Here is a 15,089-nt window from a genome sequence, read left to right as displayed (position 1 = left end):
TCCTCAGCCTCAGCGCTTGCCGTTCTTGGCGTACTCCGCGACCTTGTCGACGTTGGACTTGTCGACGAAGCCGGGACCGGTCAGCACGGGCTTGCCGCCACCGAGGGTGTTGGCGTTGTCGCGGAAGAGCTTGAGCATCACGATCGGCAGGTAACCCTGCTGGTACTGCTGCTGGTCGACGGCGAACAGCACCTCGCCGGACTTGATCGCGGTGACCACGTCCGCGTTCAGGTCGAACGTTGCGACCTGGGCCTTCGAGCTCGCGCCCTTGGCCGCGGCGGCCGCGTTCACGGCGACCTGCGGGTTCAGCGCGAGCACGCCGTCGACGGCGGTGTCGGACTGCAGCTTGGCCTTGATGCGGGCCTCGACGTCGGTCGGGTTGCTGATGTCGACCTGCAGGTTCTCCACCGTGCCGCCGAAGCCGGTGCGGGCACCGTCGCAGCGCTGGTTGAGGCCCGTGTTGCCGGCCTCGTGGATCACGCACAGCACCTTGGTCTTGCCGGCCGCCTTGAGCTTCTTGCCGGCTTCCTCACCGGCGATCGACTCCTCCTGGCCGACGTGCGCCATGGCACCGAACTCCGCGCTCTTGCCGCCACCGGAGTTGATGGTGATGACCGGGATGCCCGCCTTGACCGCGGACTCGATCGAGGTCTTCAACGCCTCGGGGTTCGCCATCGACACCACGATGCCGCCGACCTTCTGCGACACGGCGTTGTCGATCAGCTTCGACTGGGCGCCGGGGTCGCCGTCGGAGTTGTAGGTGACGCCGACGCCGAGCTGCTTGCCCGCGTCCTCGGCACCGACCTTCACCACGCTCCAGAACGCGTCACCCGCGGTTCCGTGCGTGATGACGGCGACCTTGAGGTCACCGGTGGCCGGAGCGCTGTTGTTCTGCGTGTTCTGGGTGTTGGTTCCCGTGGGACCGCTGCACGCGGCGAGTAGAGCAACACCGGCGAGAGCAACGCCCGCACGGATGACCAGACGAGACTTCATCGTCTCCAGTCCCTTCAGAGGATCTTGCTGAGGTGCGCGAGGCTGCGCGCGGTGTCCGTCAGTGGCTTGTCCACTGGACTTCCGTCCTTGAGCTGCGTGTCCTGCTCGAGCACGAACCAACCGGTGTAGCCCGCCTCTTGAACGAGCTTCACCAGCGCTTCCACGTCCACGTCGCCGTCCCCGAGCGGCACGTAGATGCCCTGTTCAACGGCATCTGTGTAACTGAGCTCGCCGCTGCGCACCTTCGCCGCGATCTCGTCACGCACGTCCTTGAGGTGCACGTGACCGATCCGGTCCGGGTAGCGGCGCGCCAGCTCGACCGGGTCCGTGCCACCGATGAGCAGGTGGCCGGTGTCCAGGCAGAGCTGGAGATCGGAGTCCGCGAGGAACCTGACGACCTCCGCCTCCCGCTCGACGTGGGTGCCCACGTGCGGGTGCAGCACGGTCTTCAAACCGTGCGTGGCGGCGATCTCGCGGATCTTCGCGCAGGTGCCGACGAGGGTGTTCCACTCGTCGTCGGTCAGCTGGGGCGTTTCGTCGTAGCCGTCCAGGCCGGTCGCGGCGGCGAGCACGAGCACCTCGGCACCACCGGCCTTCAGGATCGCGGCCACGCGGTCGGCTTCGTCCAGAGTGGACTGCACGCCCGTGTGCAGCGTGACGGCGAGGAAGCCGCCGACCAGCGTCAGTTCGAACTCGCCGAGCAGCGCTTTCAACGAGCCGGGGTCGGCGGGCAGGTAGTCGGGCGGGCCGAGCTCGGTGGCCACGAGGCCGAGTTCGTGCATCTCGTTCAGCACCGTCGCGCGAGGCAGGACGTTGCCCCAGCCAGGAACCTCGCACACGCCCCAGGAGATCGGTGCCCCAGCGATCTTCGCCATGCCTAGTTCCCCTCGATACGAACCGGTGCGCCGCTTCGGCGCGACTGCTCACACGCTTCAGCCAGGCGGAGGCTGATCAAACTCTCTCGCGCCGGTGACGGGTTCGCGACCTCGCCGCTGATGACCTGCGTGAACAGGTTCATCTCGTTGACGTACGCGCGGTGAAAACGCTCGGGGAAGCCGGGGTAGGCGTCGGGTCCCGCGACGTGGCCGCCGGGCTCCAGCGAGTTCAGCGGCGTGCGCGGGTCGACGCCCGCGACCAGCGAGTCCTTGCTGCCCAGCACTTCGATGCGGTGGTCGTAGCCGACCGGGTCGTGCCTGCCGCCGGCCAGCGTGGCGTGCGCGCCGCCCGCGAACTTCAGCATCACCACGGCGTTGTCCACATCGTCGGCGTCCGCGAACGCCTGGTGCACCAGCACCGAGCCACTCGCGTAGACCTCGACGACCGGCTCGCCGACCAGCCACGGCACGCAGTCCAGGTCGTGGATCAGCAGGTCGCGGAAGATGCCGCCGGAGGCGGGCAGGTAGGAGAAGTCCGGCGGGTTGGCGTCGTTGCCGACCGCCCTGACCAGGTAGATGTCACCGACCTCGCCCGCGCGGATGCGGCGGTTCAGCTCGTAGATGGCCGGGTCGAAGCGGCGCTGGAAGCCCACGAGGACCTCGACTCCGGACTTCTCGACGTCCTCGATCAGTGCGGCCATCTCGGCGACGTCGCTCGCGATCGGCTTCTCGCACAGCGTGGGGACACCTCTGGCGATCGACGCGCGCAGCATTTCCGGGTGCGTGTTCGTCGGGGTGGCGAGCAGGACGCCGTCGACGTTGCCCAGCAACGTGTCGAGATCGTCGACCGCCTTGGTCCCGGTCAGTTCGGCCGACGCCTGCGCGGCACGACCGGGCACCGGGTCGAAGAGAACCACCTCGTCGACTCGATCCAGCGCGGCGAGGTTGGTCGCGTGCATGGTGCCGATCCTGCCGACACCCGCTACTCCGATCCGCATCGCAGGTTTCCCCTGTTCGTGGCCGTGATGGATTAGAGCGCTCTATTGGTTGGAGCGCTCTAATGCTGTAACTTCGGCCACAGGGTGTCAAGAGGGGAGGTGGTTCCAGGTGGTCAGGCCGACGATGGAGGACGTGGCTCTGCGGGCGGGCGTGTCCCGCGCACTGGTGTCACTGGTGATGCGGGGTTCACCCAAGGTGAGCGAGATGCGACGCGCTGCTGTGCTGAAGGCCGCGGAGGAGTTGGGGTACTCGCCGCACGCCATGGCCAGGTCGCTGGCCTCGCGCACGTCGACGGTGCTCGGCGTGATGGTGTCCGACCTGCACAACGCCTTCTTCGCCGAGGTCGTGGACGGCATCGACGAGGTGGCGCGCGACCAGGGGTTCGACGTCATCATCAACACCGGTGGCCGCTCGCCCGCCCGTGAGCGCCGCGCGCTGGAATCGCTGCTGTCCTTCCGCCCCGCCGGTTTGATCCTGCTGTCGCCCGTCGTGCCCGCGACCGCGATCTCCAAGGCGGCCGAACAACTTCCGATCGTGCTCGTGGCCCGGTCGTCGCGGGTGTCCACTGTGGATACCGTGAACGACGACGGCGAGCAGGGCGCCCGGCTCGCGATCGACCACCTGGTTTCGCTGGGGCACCGGCACATCGCGCATTTGGACGGCGGCGAAGGCACCCAGGCCGGACCGCGGCGGCGCGGTTACGTCACCGCGATGGAGGCGCACGGACTGAAGCCGCACATCGTGGATTCCGAGTACACCGATGTCGCCGGCGCACGGGCGATCCGCGGGTTGATCGCCGGTGACGCGTTGCCCACGGCCATCCTGTCCTGCAACGACTTCAACGCCGTCGGCGCCATTTCCGCGCTCGAGGACGCCGGTCTGCGCGTGCCCGAGGATGTTTCCGTTGTGGGGTACGACAACACTTCGCTGGCGGCTCTGCGCCATGTCTCACTGACCACGATCGACCAGCCCCGTGCCGAGTTCGGCCGGTTGGCGGCGGACGCCCTGCTGCAACGGGTCCGCGAAGAGCGCACCGAACCCGTGCGCCATCTCTTGAACCCATCTCTCGTCGTACGGAACACGACAGCTCCCCCAGGAGGACCGCGTTGAGCACCATCCCCCACTGGATCGACGGCGCCCGCACCACGGGGGTGTCGTCCCGCACGTCCGACGTCTTCAACCCGGCCACCGGCGAGGTCGCCGCGCAGGTCGTGCTGGCCGAGCAGGCGGACGTCGACCTGGCGGTGTCGTCCTCGCTGAAGGCCGCCCAGTCCTGGTCCGAGTCGTCGCTGTCGACCCGCAGCCGGATCCTGTTCGCCTACCGCCACCTGCTGCACGAGGCGCGGGGTGAGCTCGCCGAGATCATCACGTCCGAGCACGGCAAGGTGCTCTCCGACGCGGCCGGCGAGGTGCAGCGCGGTCTCGAGGTCGTCGAGTTCGCGTGCGGCATCCCGCAGCTGCTCAAGGGCGAGCACTCCGAGCAGGTCTCGCGCGGGGTCGACGCGTACTCGCTGCGCCAGCCGCTCGGCGTGGTCGCGGGCATCACGCCGTTCAACTTCCCCGTGATGGTGCCGATGTGGATGTTCCCCATCGCCATCGCGACCGGCAACACGTTCGTCCTCAAGCCTTCCGAGCGCGACCCGTCCGCGTCGGTGCGGCTGGCCGAGCTGTTCGGGGAGGCAGGGCTGCCCGACGGCGTGCTGAACGTCCTGCAGGGCGACGCCTTCGCGGTGAACGCACTGCTCGACCACCCGGACGTGTCGGCCGCCTCGTTCGTCGGCTCGACCCCGATCGCCAAGCACGTCTACTCACGCGGCACCGCGGCCGGCAAGCGCGTGCAGGCGTTGGGTGGCGCCAAGAACCACATGGTCGTGCTCCCGGACGCCGACCTCGACGTGGCCGCCGACGCCGCCGTGTCCGCCGGCTACGGCTCCGCCGGTGAGCGCTGCATGGCGATCTCGGTCGTCGTCGCGGTCGGCGACACGGGCGACGAGCTGGTCTCGAAGATCGCCTCGCGGACCCGCGACCTGCACCCGTCGGTGCTGCCCGGCACGAACCCGGACGCGCAGATGGGCCCGCTGGTCACCGGCGTGCACCGGGACAAGGTCAAGTCCTATGTGGACGCGGGAGAGGCCGCCGGTGCCGCGCTGGTCGTCGACGGCCGCGGTTACGCACCGGAAGGTGCGGAGAACGGCTTCTGGCTCGCCCCAACGCTCTTCGACCACGTCACCCGCGACATGACGATCTACACCGACGAGATCTTCGGCCCGGTGCTGGCGGTCGTCCGCGTCGACACGTTCGAGGACGCCCTCGAACTCGTGAACGCGAACCAGTACGGCAACGGCACCGCGATCTACACCGGCGACGGGCTCGCCGCCCGCGAGTACCAGCGACGCGTGCACGTCGGCATGGTCGGCATCAACGTGCCGATCCCCGTGCCGATGGCCTACTACTCGTTCGGCGGCTGGAAGGACTCGCTGTTCGGCGACACGCACGTGCACGGCGCCGAAGGCGTGAAGTTCTACACCCGCGCCAAGGCGATCACGGCCCGGTGGCCGCAGCAGCACGGCGTGAACCTGGGCTTCCCGACCCACGGCTGATCCGTTCGGCTGACGGCCGCTCTGTCCGCAATTGCGCGGACAGAGCGGCCGTTTCTATTTGGTACGAACCAATTGGTGCGACCAAGCCATTGATCATGGAATATCCGGGTGTGGTTGATCGGCTCGACATAGGTGCTGGACACGACGGTAGTATCCGCGTTCGCACAGTCGAACAACGCTCTCTTTCTCGCGAGGCCCGTCCAGTTCGTTACAACAGCGCAGGAAAGAGCGAAGAACGCCGCAGCAGGAGGATCCAACACGATGTCGCCCAGCGAGGACGACAGTCCGTTCGCGACGGCATGCCGCGCCACCACCCGTTCCGCATTCATCTGCGCGCTGAACCGGCTGCGGCGGTCGAAGGGGTTGTCGTACCAGCAGGTGTCGGCCAACGCCGGCGACCTGGTGCTGCCGAAGAGCAGCGCACACGCGCTGTGCACCTTCCGGTTCCCGAAGCGGGAAGACCAGCTGCGCGCGTTCCTGACCGGCTGCGGTGAGGCCGCCGAGAGGTTCGACGGGTGGGTCGAGCAGTGGCTGCGGCTGCGGTCCCGGCATTGGACCCCGTCAGAAAGATGACAAATAATGGCCATCGGCGTTTCGTTGGACGCATTTGGACGCATCCGTTCGCGACACGCGAAAAAGCTGGACGCCGATTCGGTTGGCAATCACCCGTGTGAGTGACAGGATCGTCGCCAGCCGCAATGCCGCCGGGTCTCTCGGCAACCGAAAACCGAAGTGGACTCTTTCCGCGCAAGCGGCTTTCCGCTGTTCCGCCAATCAGCTGGCATGCCCGGTTCACGGCGCCGCACCGCACCGGCTCTCTCTACTCAGGAGTTCGCATGACCACCCCCTACAGCGGGGCACCGCACTCACGCAAGCGTCGTTCCTCGTCCGCCACCAGCACCGTCCCGCTGGTCATGACCGCGTTTCTCTTCACCGGCTGGATGCTCGCCCACGGCCACTCACCGGTTGTCTCGGTCTGCACCGCGAGCGCCGTGCTGGCCGTGAGCACCACGCTGAGCCGGAGCAGGCCGTTCACCGCCAGATTCGGCCCGTTGCCACCGGCCAACCCGATGGTGATCTGGCGGGACGACGAGCGATGACCCAGCCCAGCGGCGATCCGCTCGAGCGCCTGAACCGGTTGTGGGCGCAGCTCATGGGCGCGCTGGCCAGATCGGGCCGGCGGGCAGAGGCACTCGCGGCGTACCGCGAGGTGCGCGTGATCCTCGGGACCGAGCTCGGCATCGACCCCGAGGTGGCGCTGCCGTTGATCCCGACGCCGGCCACCGAGCTGCGGGCCGCGACCGCGGCCGAGTTCATCGACCTGCTGCGCACGATCCACGTGCGGTCCGGGCTGACCCTGCCGGAGATCGCCCGCAGGGCGGGCCGGGTGCTGCCGCGCAGCCAGATCTACTCACTGCTCAAGCGCGGGAAGCTGCCGACAAAACCCGAGCAGGTGCGGGCGTTCGTGACGATCTGCGGGCTGCCCGAGTCGCGGGTGGCCCGCGTGATGGAGCTGTGGGCGACGTTGCGCGAGCAGACCGAACTCGTGGTCAGCGCATGAGAAAGCCCCCGCTCGACGATGAGCGGGGGCTTTGCTCAGATGATCAGGCGTCGACCTTCTCGCGTTCCGGCGCCGCGGCCGCGGGAGGCGTCGGCTTCGGCAGGAACTTCCTGATCAGCGGGAAGAAGACGATGATCAGGATCACGGCGTAGACGATGATCGACATCGGCGTGTTGACCAGGCCGGTCAGCGACCCGTCGGAGAGCTGGAGTGCCCGGCGCATCTGCTGTTCCGCGGCCGGGCCGAGGATCACGCCGATGATCGCGGGCAGCACCGGCAGGCCGTAGCGGCGCATCCCGAAGCCCAGCAGGCCGATCACGAACATCAGCAGCAGGTCGAAGATGTCCGCGTTCACCGCGTACGCACCGACCGAGGCGAAGAACAGGATGCCCGCGTACAGGTACGGCCGCGGGATGCGAAGCAGCTTCGCCCACAACGGCGCCAGCGGCAGGTTCAGCACCAGCAGCAGCGTCAGGCCGATGAACAGCGAGGCGATCAACGCCCACACCAGGCCCGATTCCCGCTGGAACAGCAGCGGACCAGGCTGGATGCCGTACTGCTGGAACGCCGCGAGCATCACGGCCGCGACCGCCGTGGTCGGCAGGCCCAGCGTCAGCATCGTGACGAGTGTGCCCGCCGCGGACGCTGACGCCGTGGACTCCGGGCCTGCGACGCCCTCGATGGCGCCCTTGCCGAACTCGTCCTTGTGCTTGGAGAGCCGCTTCTCCGTCACGTACGACAGGAACGTCGGGATCTCCGCGCCACCGGCGGGGATCGCGCCGAACGGGAACCCGATCATCGGGCCGCGCAGCCACGGCTTCCAGGTCCGCTTGAGGTCGGCGCGCGACAGCCACGGGCGGCCGACCGGGATCGGCTCGAAGGGCTTGCGCCGCAGGTGCGCGGCGACCCACAGGGCCTCGCCCACCGCGAACAGCGCCACCGCGACCACGATGACGTCGATGCCGTCGGCGAGGTGCAGCGACCCGAACGTCAGCCGTTGCTGCCCGGTCATCTCGTCGAGACCGACCAGGCCGATGGTGAGGCCGATCAGCAGCGACGCCACGCCGCGGACTCGCGAGGTGCCCAGCACCGACGTGACCGCGATGAACGCCAGCACCATGATCGCGAACAGGTCGGGCGCACCGATGTCGACCGCGTGCCTGGCCACGAACGGCGCCAGCAGGACGATCAGGATCGTGCCGATGATGCCGCCGGTGAAGTGGCCGATGGCAGCAGCGGCAAGCGCTTGCGCACCACGGCCCTTGCGGGCCATGGGATTGCCTTCGAAGGCGGCGACGACCGCGGCGCTCTCGCCCGGTGTGTTCAGCAGGATCGACGTGGTCGAGCCACCGAACATGCCGCCGTAGTAGATGCCCGCGAACATGATGAACGCGCCGGTCGGCTCCATGCCGTAGGTGACGGGCAGCAGCAACGCCACCGCCATCGCCGGGCCGATGCCCGGCAGGACACCGATCGCGGTGCCGAGCAGCACGCCGATCGCGGCGAGCAGCAGGTGGGTCGGCGTCAGCGCGGTCGCGAAGCCGTCGAGCAGTTGTTCCACCTAGAACACCTCCATCAACGGGCCACCGGGGAGCGGGACGCCGAGCAGGTTGTTGAACACCAGGAACGTCGCGACGGACATCCCCGCGGCGATCAACGGGTCGCGCACGAGGTTGCGGCTGCCGAGCGCGTAGGCCGCGCCCCAGAACAGAATCGCGCCGGAGATCGGGAACCCGACCACGCCGATCAGCGCGGCGTTGGCGAGGAAAGCCCCGCACAGCAGCAGAACCGTGCGCCAGTCGGCGGGTGCGGACAGGTCGACGTCCTCGCCGCCCTCCGCCTCACCGCGGCCGCCGCGCAGCACGTCACGGGCCAGCATCACCGCGACGACCAGCAGGAGCGAGCCGACCAGGATCGGCACGGCCTTCGGGCCGACCGGGCCGCGCTGGGCGAAGTCCGTGGGGATGCGCAGCGCGTCGGTCAGCACCAGCACGCCGAGCACGACCAGCAGGGCGCAGATGCCCAGCTCAGAGCGTTCGCGGAGCCAGCTCCTCGACCCCGTCTTCGTCTCGGTCGTCATGCGAGCCCCAAGTCCTTGAGCACCGTTGCCACCCGCTTGTTCTCGTTTTCCAGGAAGGTCTTGAACTGATCTCCCGGTGCGAAGGCGTCGGTCCAGCCGTTGCGCTGCAACGCCTCTGCCCACTGCGATGTCTTCTGCATCCGCTGCAGCAGGTCGACCAGCTTGTCGCGGTCGGTCTGCGTGATGCCGGGAGGAGCCACGATGCCGCGCCAGTTGGTGAACTCGACGTCCACACCGGACTCCTTGAGCGTGGGCGCGTCGATGCCCTTGATGCGGTCCTTGCTCGTCACCGCGAGCACCCGCAACGTGCCGGCCTGGATCTGGTCGCGGTACTCGCCGACGCCGGAGACGCCGAACGCGACCTTGCCGCCGAGCACCGACGCGAGCAGCTCGCCACCGCCGTCGAACGGGATGTAGTTGACGCTCTTGGGCTGCAGGCCCACGGCCTTCGCGATCAGCATCGGCGCCAGGTGGTCGGGCCCGCCGGGGGCAGAACCGCCGCCGACGGTCACGGTGCCGGGGTTGGCCTTCCACGCGTCCACGAGCTGTTGCATCGACGTGTACGGCGAGTCCTTCGCGACCACGACGATGTCCGGTTCCTCGATCAGCTTCGCGATCGGGGTGGTGTCGAGCAGCGAGTTCGGCGACTTGTTCGTGTACACCGCGCCCACGACGCCCAGACCCATCGACATGATCAGCTTGCCGTTGCCGCGCTCACCGACCGTGCGCCCGAGCCCGACCGTGCCACCGGCGCCGGGGAGGTTGAACACCTCGGCGTTGCGCAGCAGGTCAGCGTCTTCCATGGCCTTGGCCGCCGTGCGTGCTGTGATGTCATACCCGCCGCCTGGCTGGTTCGGCACCAGCACGCGCAGGGTCCGCACCTGGCTGCCTTCGCCGCTGTCCGCACCCGGCGTCAGCAGCGGTGGCACCAGCAGGACAGCGAGCAACGCCGCCGCCACCGCCACCCACACCTTCACCGACACTGTGATCCCCGCCTCTCATCCGCGTGGTTGGACATGTTGCACTGGTGTAAACCTGGATGTCCTCGTTGCGCTTCTAAGGTTTCTTTCGGTCTTTCTGGTCACGGGAGGTCTCATGCGCCGCCGCCGTTCCCTGGCCAGCCAACTTCTCGTATGGCAACTCGTAGTCGTCACGTTGCTACTGTGCGCGGTGGGCGCGCTGACGGTCGTCCAGACGGGCAGCAACTTTCGCTCAAACGAGGAACGCCGGATGCTGTCCGTGGCGGAGAACGTCGCGGCCACGAACGTCGTGCAGACGAACATGGGCAACTGGCGGATCCTCGCGGCCCCGGCCGAGACGGCGCGGAGCCTGTCCGGTGCCACCTACGTGCTGATCGTCGATCTTCGGCGGGTCGTGATCGCGTCACCCGATCCGGCCCAGATCGGGTCCACTCTGGACACTCCGACGACCGCGCTGGACGGCAAGGCGTGGGTCGGCACGGTCAACGACTCGATCGAGGCCCATGTACCGGTGTTCGACGAACAAACCCGGCGGGTCAACGGGATGGTCGTCGCCGGCGTGGTCGAGCCCGGCCTCTTCGCCGGTGCGCTGGACCAGCCGGTCGACGTGCTGCGCTACCTGGCGATCGCCCTGGTCATCGGCGTCACCGGCTCGTTGTTGCTCGCGCGCAGGGTGAAGAACCAGACGCTCGGGCTGGAGCCGCACGAGATCACCGCGCTGGTCGAGAACCGCGAGGCGTTGCTGCACGGCATCAGGGAAGGCGTCGTCGGGCTCGACGGGCAGAACCGGATCACGCTGGTCAACGACCACGCCAGCGACCTGCTCGCGTTGCCCGCGGACGCGGTCGGCCGCACCGTGGAGGAGCTGGAGCTCAACGAACGGCTGCGCGACGTGCTCACCGGCCGCGCGACGGGTGTCGACCAGCTGGTGCTGCGGCAGGGCATCGTGCTGACGTTGAACCGCATGCCGATCGACGGCGCGGGTGCGGTCGTGACCATGCGGGACCGCACGGAACTGCTTGCGCTGCAACACGAACTCGACGCGTCGCAGCACGCGACGGACACGCTGCGGGCGCAGGCGCACGAGTTCGCGAACCGGCTGCACACCATCGCCGGGCTGATCGCGCTGAAGGAGTACGACGAGGTCAGCAACTACATCCACCAGATCAGCTCGGCGCAGGACCAGTGGCGGGCCGAGGTCGGCTCGAGCATCGGCGACCCGGCCGTGGCCGCGTTGCTGATCGCCAAGGCGTCGCTGGCCGCCGAACGCGGCACGGCGCTGCGGATGGGACCGGACAGCGTGCTGGGCCGCGTCGACGACGCGCTGTCCTCGGATCTGGTGATGGTGCTGGGAAATCTCGTCGACAACGCGTTGGACGCGCTGAGTTCGCTGAACACGAACGGCGCGGGGAAGTGGATCGAGGTGGGTGTGATGCAGATGGACGACGAGGTCCAGGTCGTGGTGCGTGACTCCGGTCCCGGGGTGGCGCCGGAACTCGCGGAAGAGGTGTTCCGGCACGGGTTCACGACCAAGGCGGCATCGCACGGCGAACGCGGCATCGGGCTCGCACTGATCAGGCGCGCGTGCCTGCGGCGCGGAGGTTCGGTGAGCGTGTCGGGCTCTGTCTTCACCGCAAGGCTGCCCTGGTGATCCGGGTGCTCGTCGTCGACGACGACTTCATGGTGGCCAAGGTGCACAGCGGCTACGTCGCGCGCACCGAGGGTTTCGAGGTGGCCGGGGTCGCGCACACCGGCGGTGACGCGCTGAGGCTCGCCTCGTCGTTGAAGCCGGATCTGGTGCTGCTCGACATCCACCTGCCGGACCAGAGCGGGCTCGAAGTGCTGAAGTCGTTGCGCGCCAACGAGGACGTGGATGTCATCGTGATCACCGCGGCAACCGACGTCGACACCGTGCGCAGCGCCATGCGCGGTGGCGTGCTGCACTACCTGATCAAGCCGTTCGACTACTCGGCGCTGCGCGACCAGCTCGCGCACTTCGCGTCGTTGCGCGAGAAGCTGCACCGGCTCGGTTCGGCCGGGCAGGCGGACGTGGACCAGGTGTTCGGCGCACGGCCGACCTCGAAACCGTTGCTGCCGAAGGGTTTGACACCGGAGACCGCCCGGCTCGTGGACACCGCGCTGCGGTCGCACCCGGAAGGGCTGTCTGCCTCGGAGTGCGCCTCGTCGACCGGGGTCGCGAGGGTGAGTGCGCGCCGGTACCTGGAGCACTTCGTGTCCATCGGCAGGGCGGAGGTCCGGTTGCGCTACGGCGGGACCGGCAGGCCGGAACGGATCTACGCGTTAGTCCCAGGAGCCTGAGCGACCACGGCCGCGCTTGGTGTCCGCACGGCGCTTCTTCGAGGCGATGCGGCGTTCCTGCGAGCCCTTCGTGGGCTTGGTCGGCCTGCGCATCGGCGGCGGCGGGGCAGCGGCACTGCGGAGGATCGCGGCGAGGCGTTCCCTGGCAGCACCGCGGTTCTGCAGCTGCGCGCGGTGCTCGGAGGCGGCGATCGTCAGCACGCCCTCGACGAGCCGGCCTTCCAGCCGGTCGAGCATCCTGCGCTTGAGGTGCTCGGGGATCGACGGCGAGGCAGCCAGGTCGAACGAGAGCTCCACGCGGCTGTCCGCCGTGTTCACTCCCTGCCCGCCCGGCCCACCTGACCTGGAAAAACGTTCGCGCAACTCAGACGCCGGGATCACCAGCGTCCGAGTCACGGTCACGTCGTTCATGCCTTCAAGGTTAGAAGGTGAGACCCGGCAATGTCGCGATCTTTATCAATGCGTCCCGGCCGAGGACCGGTTCCGGCCGGGCGGCACTGACGCCGATGTCTGGATGGAAGGGAGGGCTCGCGGGGAAGCTCCCGTAGTTGTCGCTGGTGATCTGGACGAGCGTGCCGTCCGGCCGAGCCGCCTCCGCCGACCAGATCACGCCACCGTTGGTGTCGTCGCGCTCCCGGTAGGTCATGACCTTGATGCCGTTCACCACGTCGATCCGGCACTCCCGGTCCTTGTGCCGGTCGGGACAGGAGTCGTAGCCGGGTTCGTTGGTGCGGAAGAGACCGATCGTGAGGCCGCTCGCGCCCTGGGCATCGACCAGGCGTGCGACCGCATACCGGGCCTGGTCGTAGGTGTAGAACTCCAACGGGTTCCGCTCCGCCGCTTTCTGCGCGGTGACGCCCAGGGGGATGATGTTCGCGGCGCGCAGGAGCGCGGTCAGTTCAGCGTTGTGATCGGCGCTGGAGACCGCCGTTCCCTGGTCCTTCGTGGTCATCGTCCGGCTCAGGTACACGACCGAGCCCAGCGGCAACACCAGCACGAGGGCCAGCGCGGAGGCGATCGCGGTCCGCCTGCGGGCCAGCCGGGTCCTGCCCGCCCGGATGACGTCCGCGGTGTGGATCGCCGACACCGGCTCGTTCTCCAGCAGTTCGCGCAACGCGGCAAGCCCCTTGGCCGCCTGACTCTTCACCGTGCCCTCCGTCCTGCCGAGGATGCGGGCGGTCTCGGTGATGCTCAGGTCCTCCCAGTACCGCAGCACGACGACGGCACGTTGCCCCGGTGGCAACGCGTCCAGCGCCATCCTGAGGTCGAGATCGGCCGCGTGATCGGCAACCGGACGCTCCGGCACGGCGTCGACGCTCCGCTCACGGCGGAAGAACCCGCGCCGGCCGTCATCGATCGCGGCGCGCACGAGCACCTTGCGCGCATAGGCGTCGACGCTGTCCTTGCGCACGCGCGACCAGGCCACGTACAGCTTGATCAGTGCTGTTTGGACGATGTCCTCAGCGCGGTGCCAATCGCCGCACAGCAGATAGGCGGTGCGGCGCATGACGAGAGCGCGTGCGTCGACGAACTCCCCGAATTCGCTGTCGCGGTCCAAGTCCCCTCCTCGGTCGCCGCTTAGTACGCGACGACCGTGCCGGGAGGTTGCCTCAGAATCGCGGGTGGTCGCCGACGAGTGCGGCGCCGCCCTGCTCGGACTTGGTGATCTCGCCGAGCACCCACGCCGGGACGTGGCGCGCGGTCAGCACGGCCAGCGCGCGGTCGACGTCCTCCGGCGCGACGACGGCGACCATGCCGACGCCCATGTTGAACGCCTTCTCCATCTCCTCGCGCTCGACGCGGCCGCGCTGGGCGATGAGCTGGAACACCGCGGACGGCGTCCAGGTGCCGCGGTCGAGGGTCGCGTGCAGGCCCTCCGGCAGCACGCGGGCCAGGTTCGCCGCCAGGCCACCACCGGTGACGTGGGAGAACCCGCGGACCTCCGTCTCGGCGATCAGCGCGAGGCAGTCCTTGGCGTAGATCTTGGTCGGCTCCAGCAGCTCCTCGCCGAGGGTGCGGCCGAACTCCTCCACGTGCCCGGACAGCGGCATGCGCGCGATCTCCAGCAGCACGTGCCTGGCGAGCGAGTAGCCGTTGGAGTGCAGGCCGGACGAGCCCATCGCGATCACGACGTCGCCGTCGCGGACCCGGTCGGGGCCGAGCAGCTTGGAGTGCTCGACCACGCCGACGCCGGTGCCGGAGATGTCGTAGTCGTCGTCGCCCATCAGGCCGGGGTGCTCGGCCGTCTCGCCGCCGAGCAGCGCGCAACCGGCCTGGACACAACCCTCGGCGATGCCCTTGACCAGCGCGGCGATCTTGTCCGGCACGACCTTGCCGACCGCGATGTAGTCCTGCACGAACAGCGGCTCGGCCCCGCACACGACCAGGTCGTCCACGATCATGGCGACCAGGTCGATGCCGACGGTGTCGTGCTTGTCGAGCGCCTGCGCGACCGCGATCTTGGTGCCGACGCCGTCCGTGGACGACGCGAGGATCGGCTCCTTCCAGCGGTCGAGCTTGAGCTGGAACAGACCCGCGAAGCCGCCGATCCCGCCGAGGACCTCCGGCCGATGCGCCTTGGCCGCCCACGGCCTGAGCTTCTCCACCGCCTCGTCACCTGCGGCGATACTGACTCCGGCGGCGGCGTAGGTGGCCTTGGCGCTGTCGGTCACGTCAACAACT

The 15,089-nt window shown here is 68.7% G+C and carries 16 protein-coding genes; 7 read left to right on the top strand and 9 right to left on the bottom strand.

The features are described 5' to 3' along the window. Window positions 1-9 precede the first annotated feature (9 nt). Genes ACIA8G_RS24035 through ACIA8G_RS24025 form a run of 3 tightly spaced genes read right to left on the bottom strand, consistent with a single transcriptional unit; the run spans window position 10 to window position 2,866 of the window. Window positions 10-993 (bottom strand): sugar ABC transporter substrate-binding protein, encoded by a 984-nt coding sequence (locus tag ACIA8G_RS24035; RefSeq protein ID WP_396420898.1) that lies wholly within the window; start codon window positions 991-993, stop codon window positions 10-12. 14 nt (window positions 994-1,007) lie between these two features. Further along, window positions 1,008-1,868, bottom strand: coding sequence for a TIM barrel protein (locus ACIA8G_RS24030; protein ID WP_396420897.1), 861 nt, complete (start codon window positions 1,866-1,868; stop codon window positions 1,008-1,010). 2 nt (window positions 1,869-1,870) lie between these two features. Further along, on the bottom strand, window positions 1,871-2,866 hold the full coding sequence (locus tag ACIA8G_RS24025; RefSeq protein WP_396420896.1) for a Gfo/Idh/MocA family oxidoreductase: 996 nt from the start codon (window positions 2,864-2,866) through the stop codon (window positions 1,871-1,873). A gap of 109 nt (window positions 2,867-2,975) precedes the next feature. Between ACIA8G_RS24025 and ACIA8G_RS24020 the strand changes: the two genes are divergently transcribed. The 5 genes from ACIA8G_RS24020 (at window position 2,976) to ACIA8G_RS24000 (ending at window position 7,028) form a co-directional block, all read left to right on the top strand. Beyond that, window positions 2,976-3,977, top strand: coding sequence for a LacI family DNA-binding transcriptional regulator (locus ACIA8G_RS24020; RefSeq protein ID WP_396420895.1), 1,002 nt, complete (start codon window positions 2,976-2,978; stop codon window positions 3,975-3,977). Next, window positions 3,974-5,467 (top strand): CoA-acylating methylmalonate-semialdehyde dehydrogenase, encoded by a 1,494-nt coding sequence (locus ACIA8G_RS24015; RefSeq protein ID WP_396420894.1) that lies wholly within the window; start codon window positions 3,974-3,976, stop codon window positions 5,465-5,467. The genes ACIA8G_RS24020 and ACIA8G_RS24015 overlap by 4 nt, the downstream gene beginning before the upstream one ends. Before the next feature lie 261 nt (window positions 5,468-5,728). Then, a complete protein-coding gene (locus ACIA8G_RS24010; protein WP_396420893.1) occupies window positions 5,729-6,040 on the top strand; it encodes a hypothetical protein in 312 nt (103 codons plus the stop codon). A gap of 263 nt (window positions 6,041-6,303) precedes the next feature. Further along, complete coding sequence (locus ACIA8G_RS24005) at window positions 6,304-6,567, top strand: hypothetical protein (RefSeq protein WP_396420892.1); 264 nt, start codon at window positions 6,304-6,306, stop codon at window positions 6,565-6,567. Then, window positions 6,564-7,028 carry a BTAD domain-containing putative transcriptional regulator gene (locus ACIA8G_RS24000; protein ID WP_396420891.1) on the top strand — a complete coding sequence of 155 codons (465 nt, stop codon included), beginning with the start codon at window positions 6,564-6,566 and terminating at the stop codon, window positions 7,026-7,028. Before ACIA8G_RS24005 ends, ACIA8G_RS24000 begins: the two co-directional genes overlap by 4 nt. A gap of 43 nt (window positions 7,029-7,071) precedes the next feature. Here ACIA8G_RS24000 and ACIA8G_RS23995 read toward each other — a convergent pair whose 3' ends face one another. The 3 genes from ACIA8G_RS23995 to ACIA8G_RS23985 are packed head-to-tail and all read right to left on the bottom strand — an operon-like array spanning window position 7,072 to window position 10,073. Next, window positions 7,072-8,589, bottom strand: coding sequence for a tripartite tricarboxylate transporter permease (locus ACIA8G_RS23995; RefSeq protein ID WP_396420890.1), 1,518 nt, complete (start codon window positions 8,587-8,589; stop codon window positions 7,072-7,074). Beyond that, window positions 8,590-9,108 carry a tripartite tricarboxylate transporter TctB family protein gene (locus ACIA8G_RS23990; RefSeq protein ID WP_396420889.1) on the bottom strand — a complete coding sequence of 173 codons (519 nt, stop codon included), beginning with the start codon at window positions 9,106-9,108 and terminating at the stop codon, window positions 8,590-8,592. Continuing rightward, window positions 9,105-10,073, bottom strand: coding sequence for a Bug family tripartite tricarboxylate transporter substrate binding protein (locus ACIA8G_RS23985; RefSeq protein WP_396421267.1), 969 nt, complete (start codon window positions 10,071-10,073; stop codon window positions 9,105-9,107). Before ACIA8G_RS23985 ends, ACIA8G_RS23990 begins: the two co-directional genes overlap by 4 nt. Window positions 10,074-10,203: 130 nt before the next feature. Between ACIA8G_RS23985 and ACIA8G_RS23980 the strand changes: the two genes are divergently transcribed. Continuing rightward, window positions 10,204-11,739, top strand: coding sequence for an ATP-binding protein (locus ACIA8G_RS23980; protein WP_396420888.1), 1,536 nt, complete (start codon window positions 10,204-10,206; stop codon window positions 11,737-11,739). Next, on the top strand, window positions 11,736-12,407 hold the full coding sequence (locus ACIA8G_RS23975) for a response regulator (protein WP_396420887.1): 672 nt from the start codon (window positions 11,736-11,738) through the stop codon (window positions 12,405-12,407). The genes ACIA8G_RS23980 and ACIA8G_RS23975 overlap by 4 nt, the downstream gene beginning before the upstream one ends. Here the strand turns inward: ACIA8G_RS23975 and arfB are convergent. The 3 genes from arfB to purM are packed head-to-tail and all read right to left on the bottom strand — an operon-like array spanning window position 12,390 to window position 15,079. Next, window positions 12,390-12,818 carry an alternative ribosome rescue aminoacyl-tRNA hydrolase ArfB gene (arfB, locus tag ACIA8G_RS23970; RefSeq protein ID WP_396420886.1) on the bottom strand — a complete coding sequence of 143 codons (429 nt, stop codon included), beginning with the start codon at window positions 12,816-12,818 and terminating at the stop codon, window positions 12,390-12,392. The genes ACIA8G_RS23975 and arfB overlap by 18 nt on opposite strands. A gap of 10 nt (window positions 12,819-12,828) precedes the next feature. Further along, window positions 12,829-13,965 (bottom strand): SigE family RNA polymerase sigma factor, encoded by a 1,137-nt coding sequence (locus ACIA8G_RS23965; RefSeq protein WP_396420885.1) that lies wholly within the window; start codon window positions 13,963-13,965, stop codon window positions 12,829-12,831. A 52-nt stretch (window positions 13,966-14,017) separates the two neighbouring features. Further along, window positions 14,018-15,079: a phosphoribosylformylglycinamidine cyclo-ligase gene (purM, locus tag ACIA8G_RS23960; protein ID WP_396420884.1), complete on the bottom strand. Its 1,062-nt coding sequence runs from the start codon at window positions 15,077-15,079 to the stop codon at window positions 14,018-14,020. Between the last annotated feature and the right edge of the window lie 10 nt (window positions 15,080-15,089).

This window comes from Lentzea sp. NPDC051213 (genome assembly GCF_044455585.1).
In the GTDB taxonomy this organism is placed as follows: domain Bacteria; phylum Actinomycetota; class Actinomycetes; order Mycobacteriales; family Pseudonocardiaceae; genus Lentzea.
This window is presented reverse-complemented; position numbering and strand designations above follow the sequence as displayed.

Bases quoted from the DNA above. Each gene is read 5' to 3' on its own strand.
- ACIA8G_RS24005 (WP_396420892.1), top strand. From the start codon at position 6,304: ATGACCACCCCCTACAGCGGGGCACCGCACTCACGCAAGCGTCGTTCC.
- ACIA8G_RS23980 (WP_396420888.1), top strand. From the start codon at position 10,204: ATGCGCCGCCGCCGTTCCCTGGCCAGCCAACTTCTCGTATGGCAACTC.
- ACIA8G_RS24025 (WP_396420896.1), bottom strand. From the start codon at position 2,866: ATGCGGATCGGAGTAGCGGGTGTCGGCAGGATCGGCACCATGCACGCG.
- ACIA8G_RS24030 (WP_396420897.1), bottom strand. From the start codon at position 1,868: ATGGCGAAGATCGCTGGGGCACCGATCTCCTGGGGCGTGTGCGAGGTT.
- ACIA8G_RS24010 (WP_396420893.1), top strand. From the start codon at position 5,729: ATGTCGCCCAGCGAGGACGACAGTCCGTTCGCGACGGCATGCCGCGCC.
- ACIA8G_RS24000 (WP_396420891.1), top strand. From the start codon at position 6,564: ATGACCCAGCCCAGCGGCGATCCGCTCGAGCGCCTGAACCGGTTGTGG.
- ACIA8G_RS23990 (WP_396420889.1), bottom strand. From the start codon at position 9,108: ATGACGACCGAGACGAAGACGGGGTCGAGGAGCTGGCTCCGCGAACGC.
- ACIA8G_RS24035 (WP_396420898.1), bottom strand. From the start codon at position 993: ATGAAGTCTCGTCTGGTCATCCGTGCGGGCGTTGCTCTCGCCGGTGTT.
- arfB (WP_396420886.1), bottom strand. From the start codon at position 12,818: ATGAACGACGTGACCGTGACTCGGACGCTGGTGATCCCGGCGTCTGAG.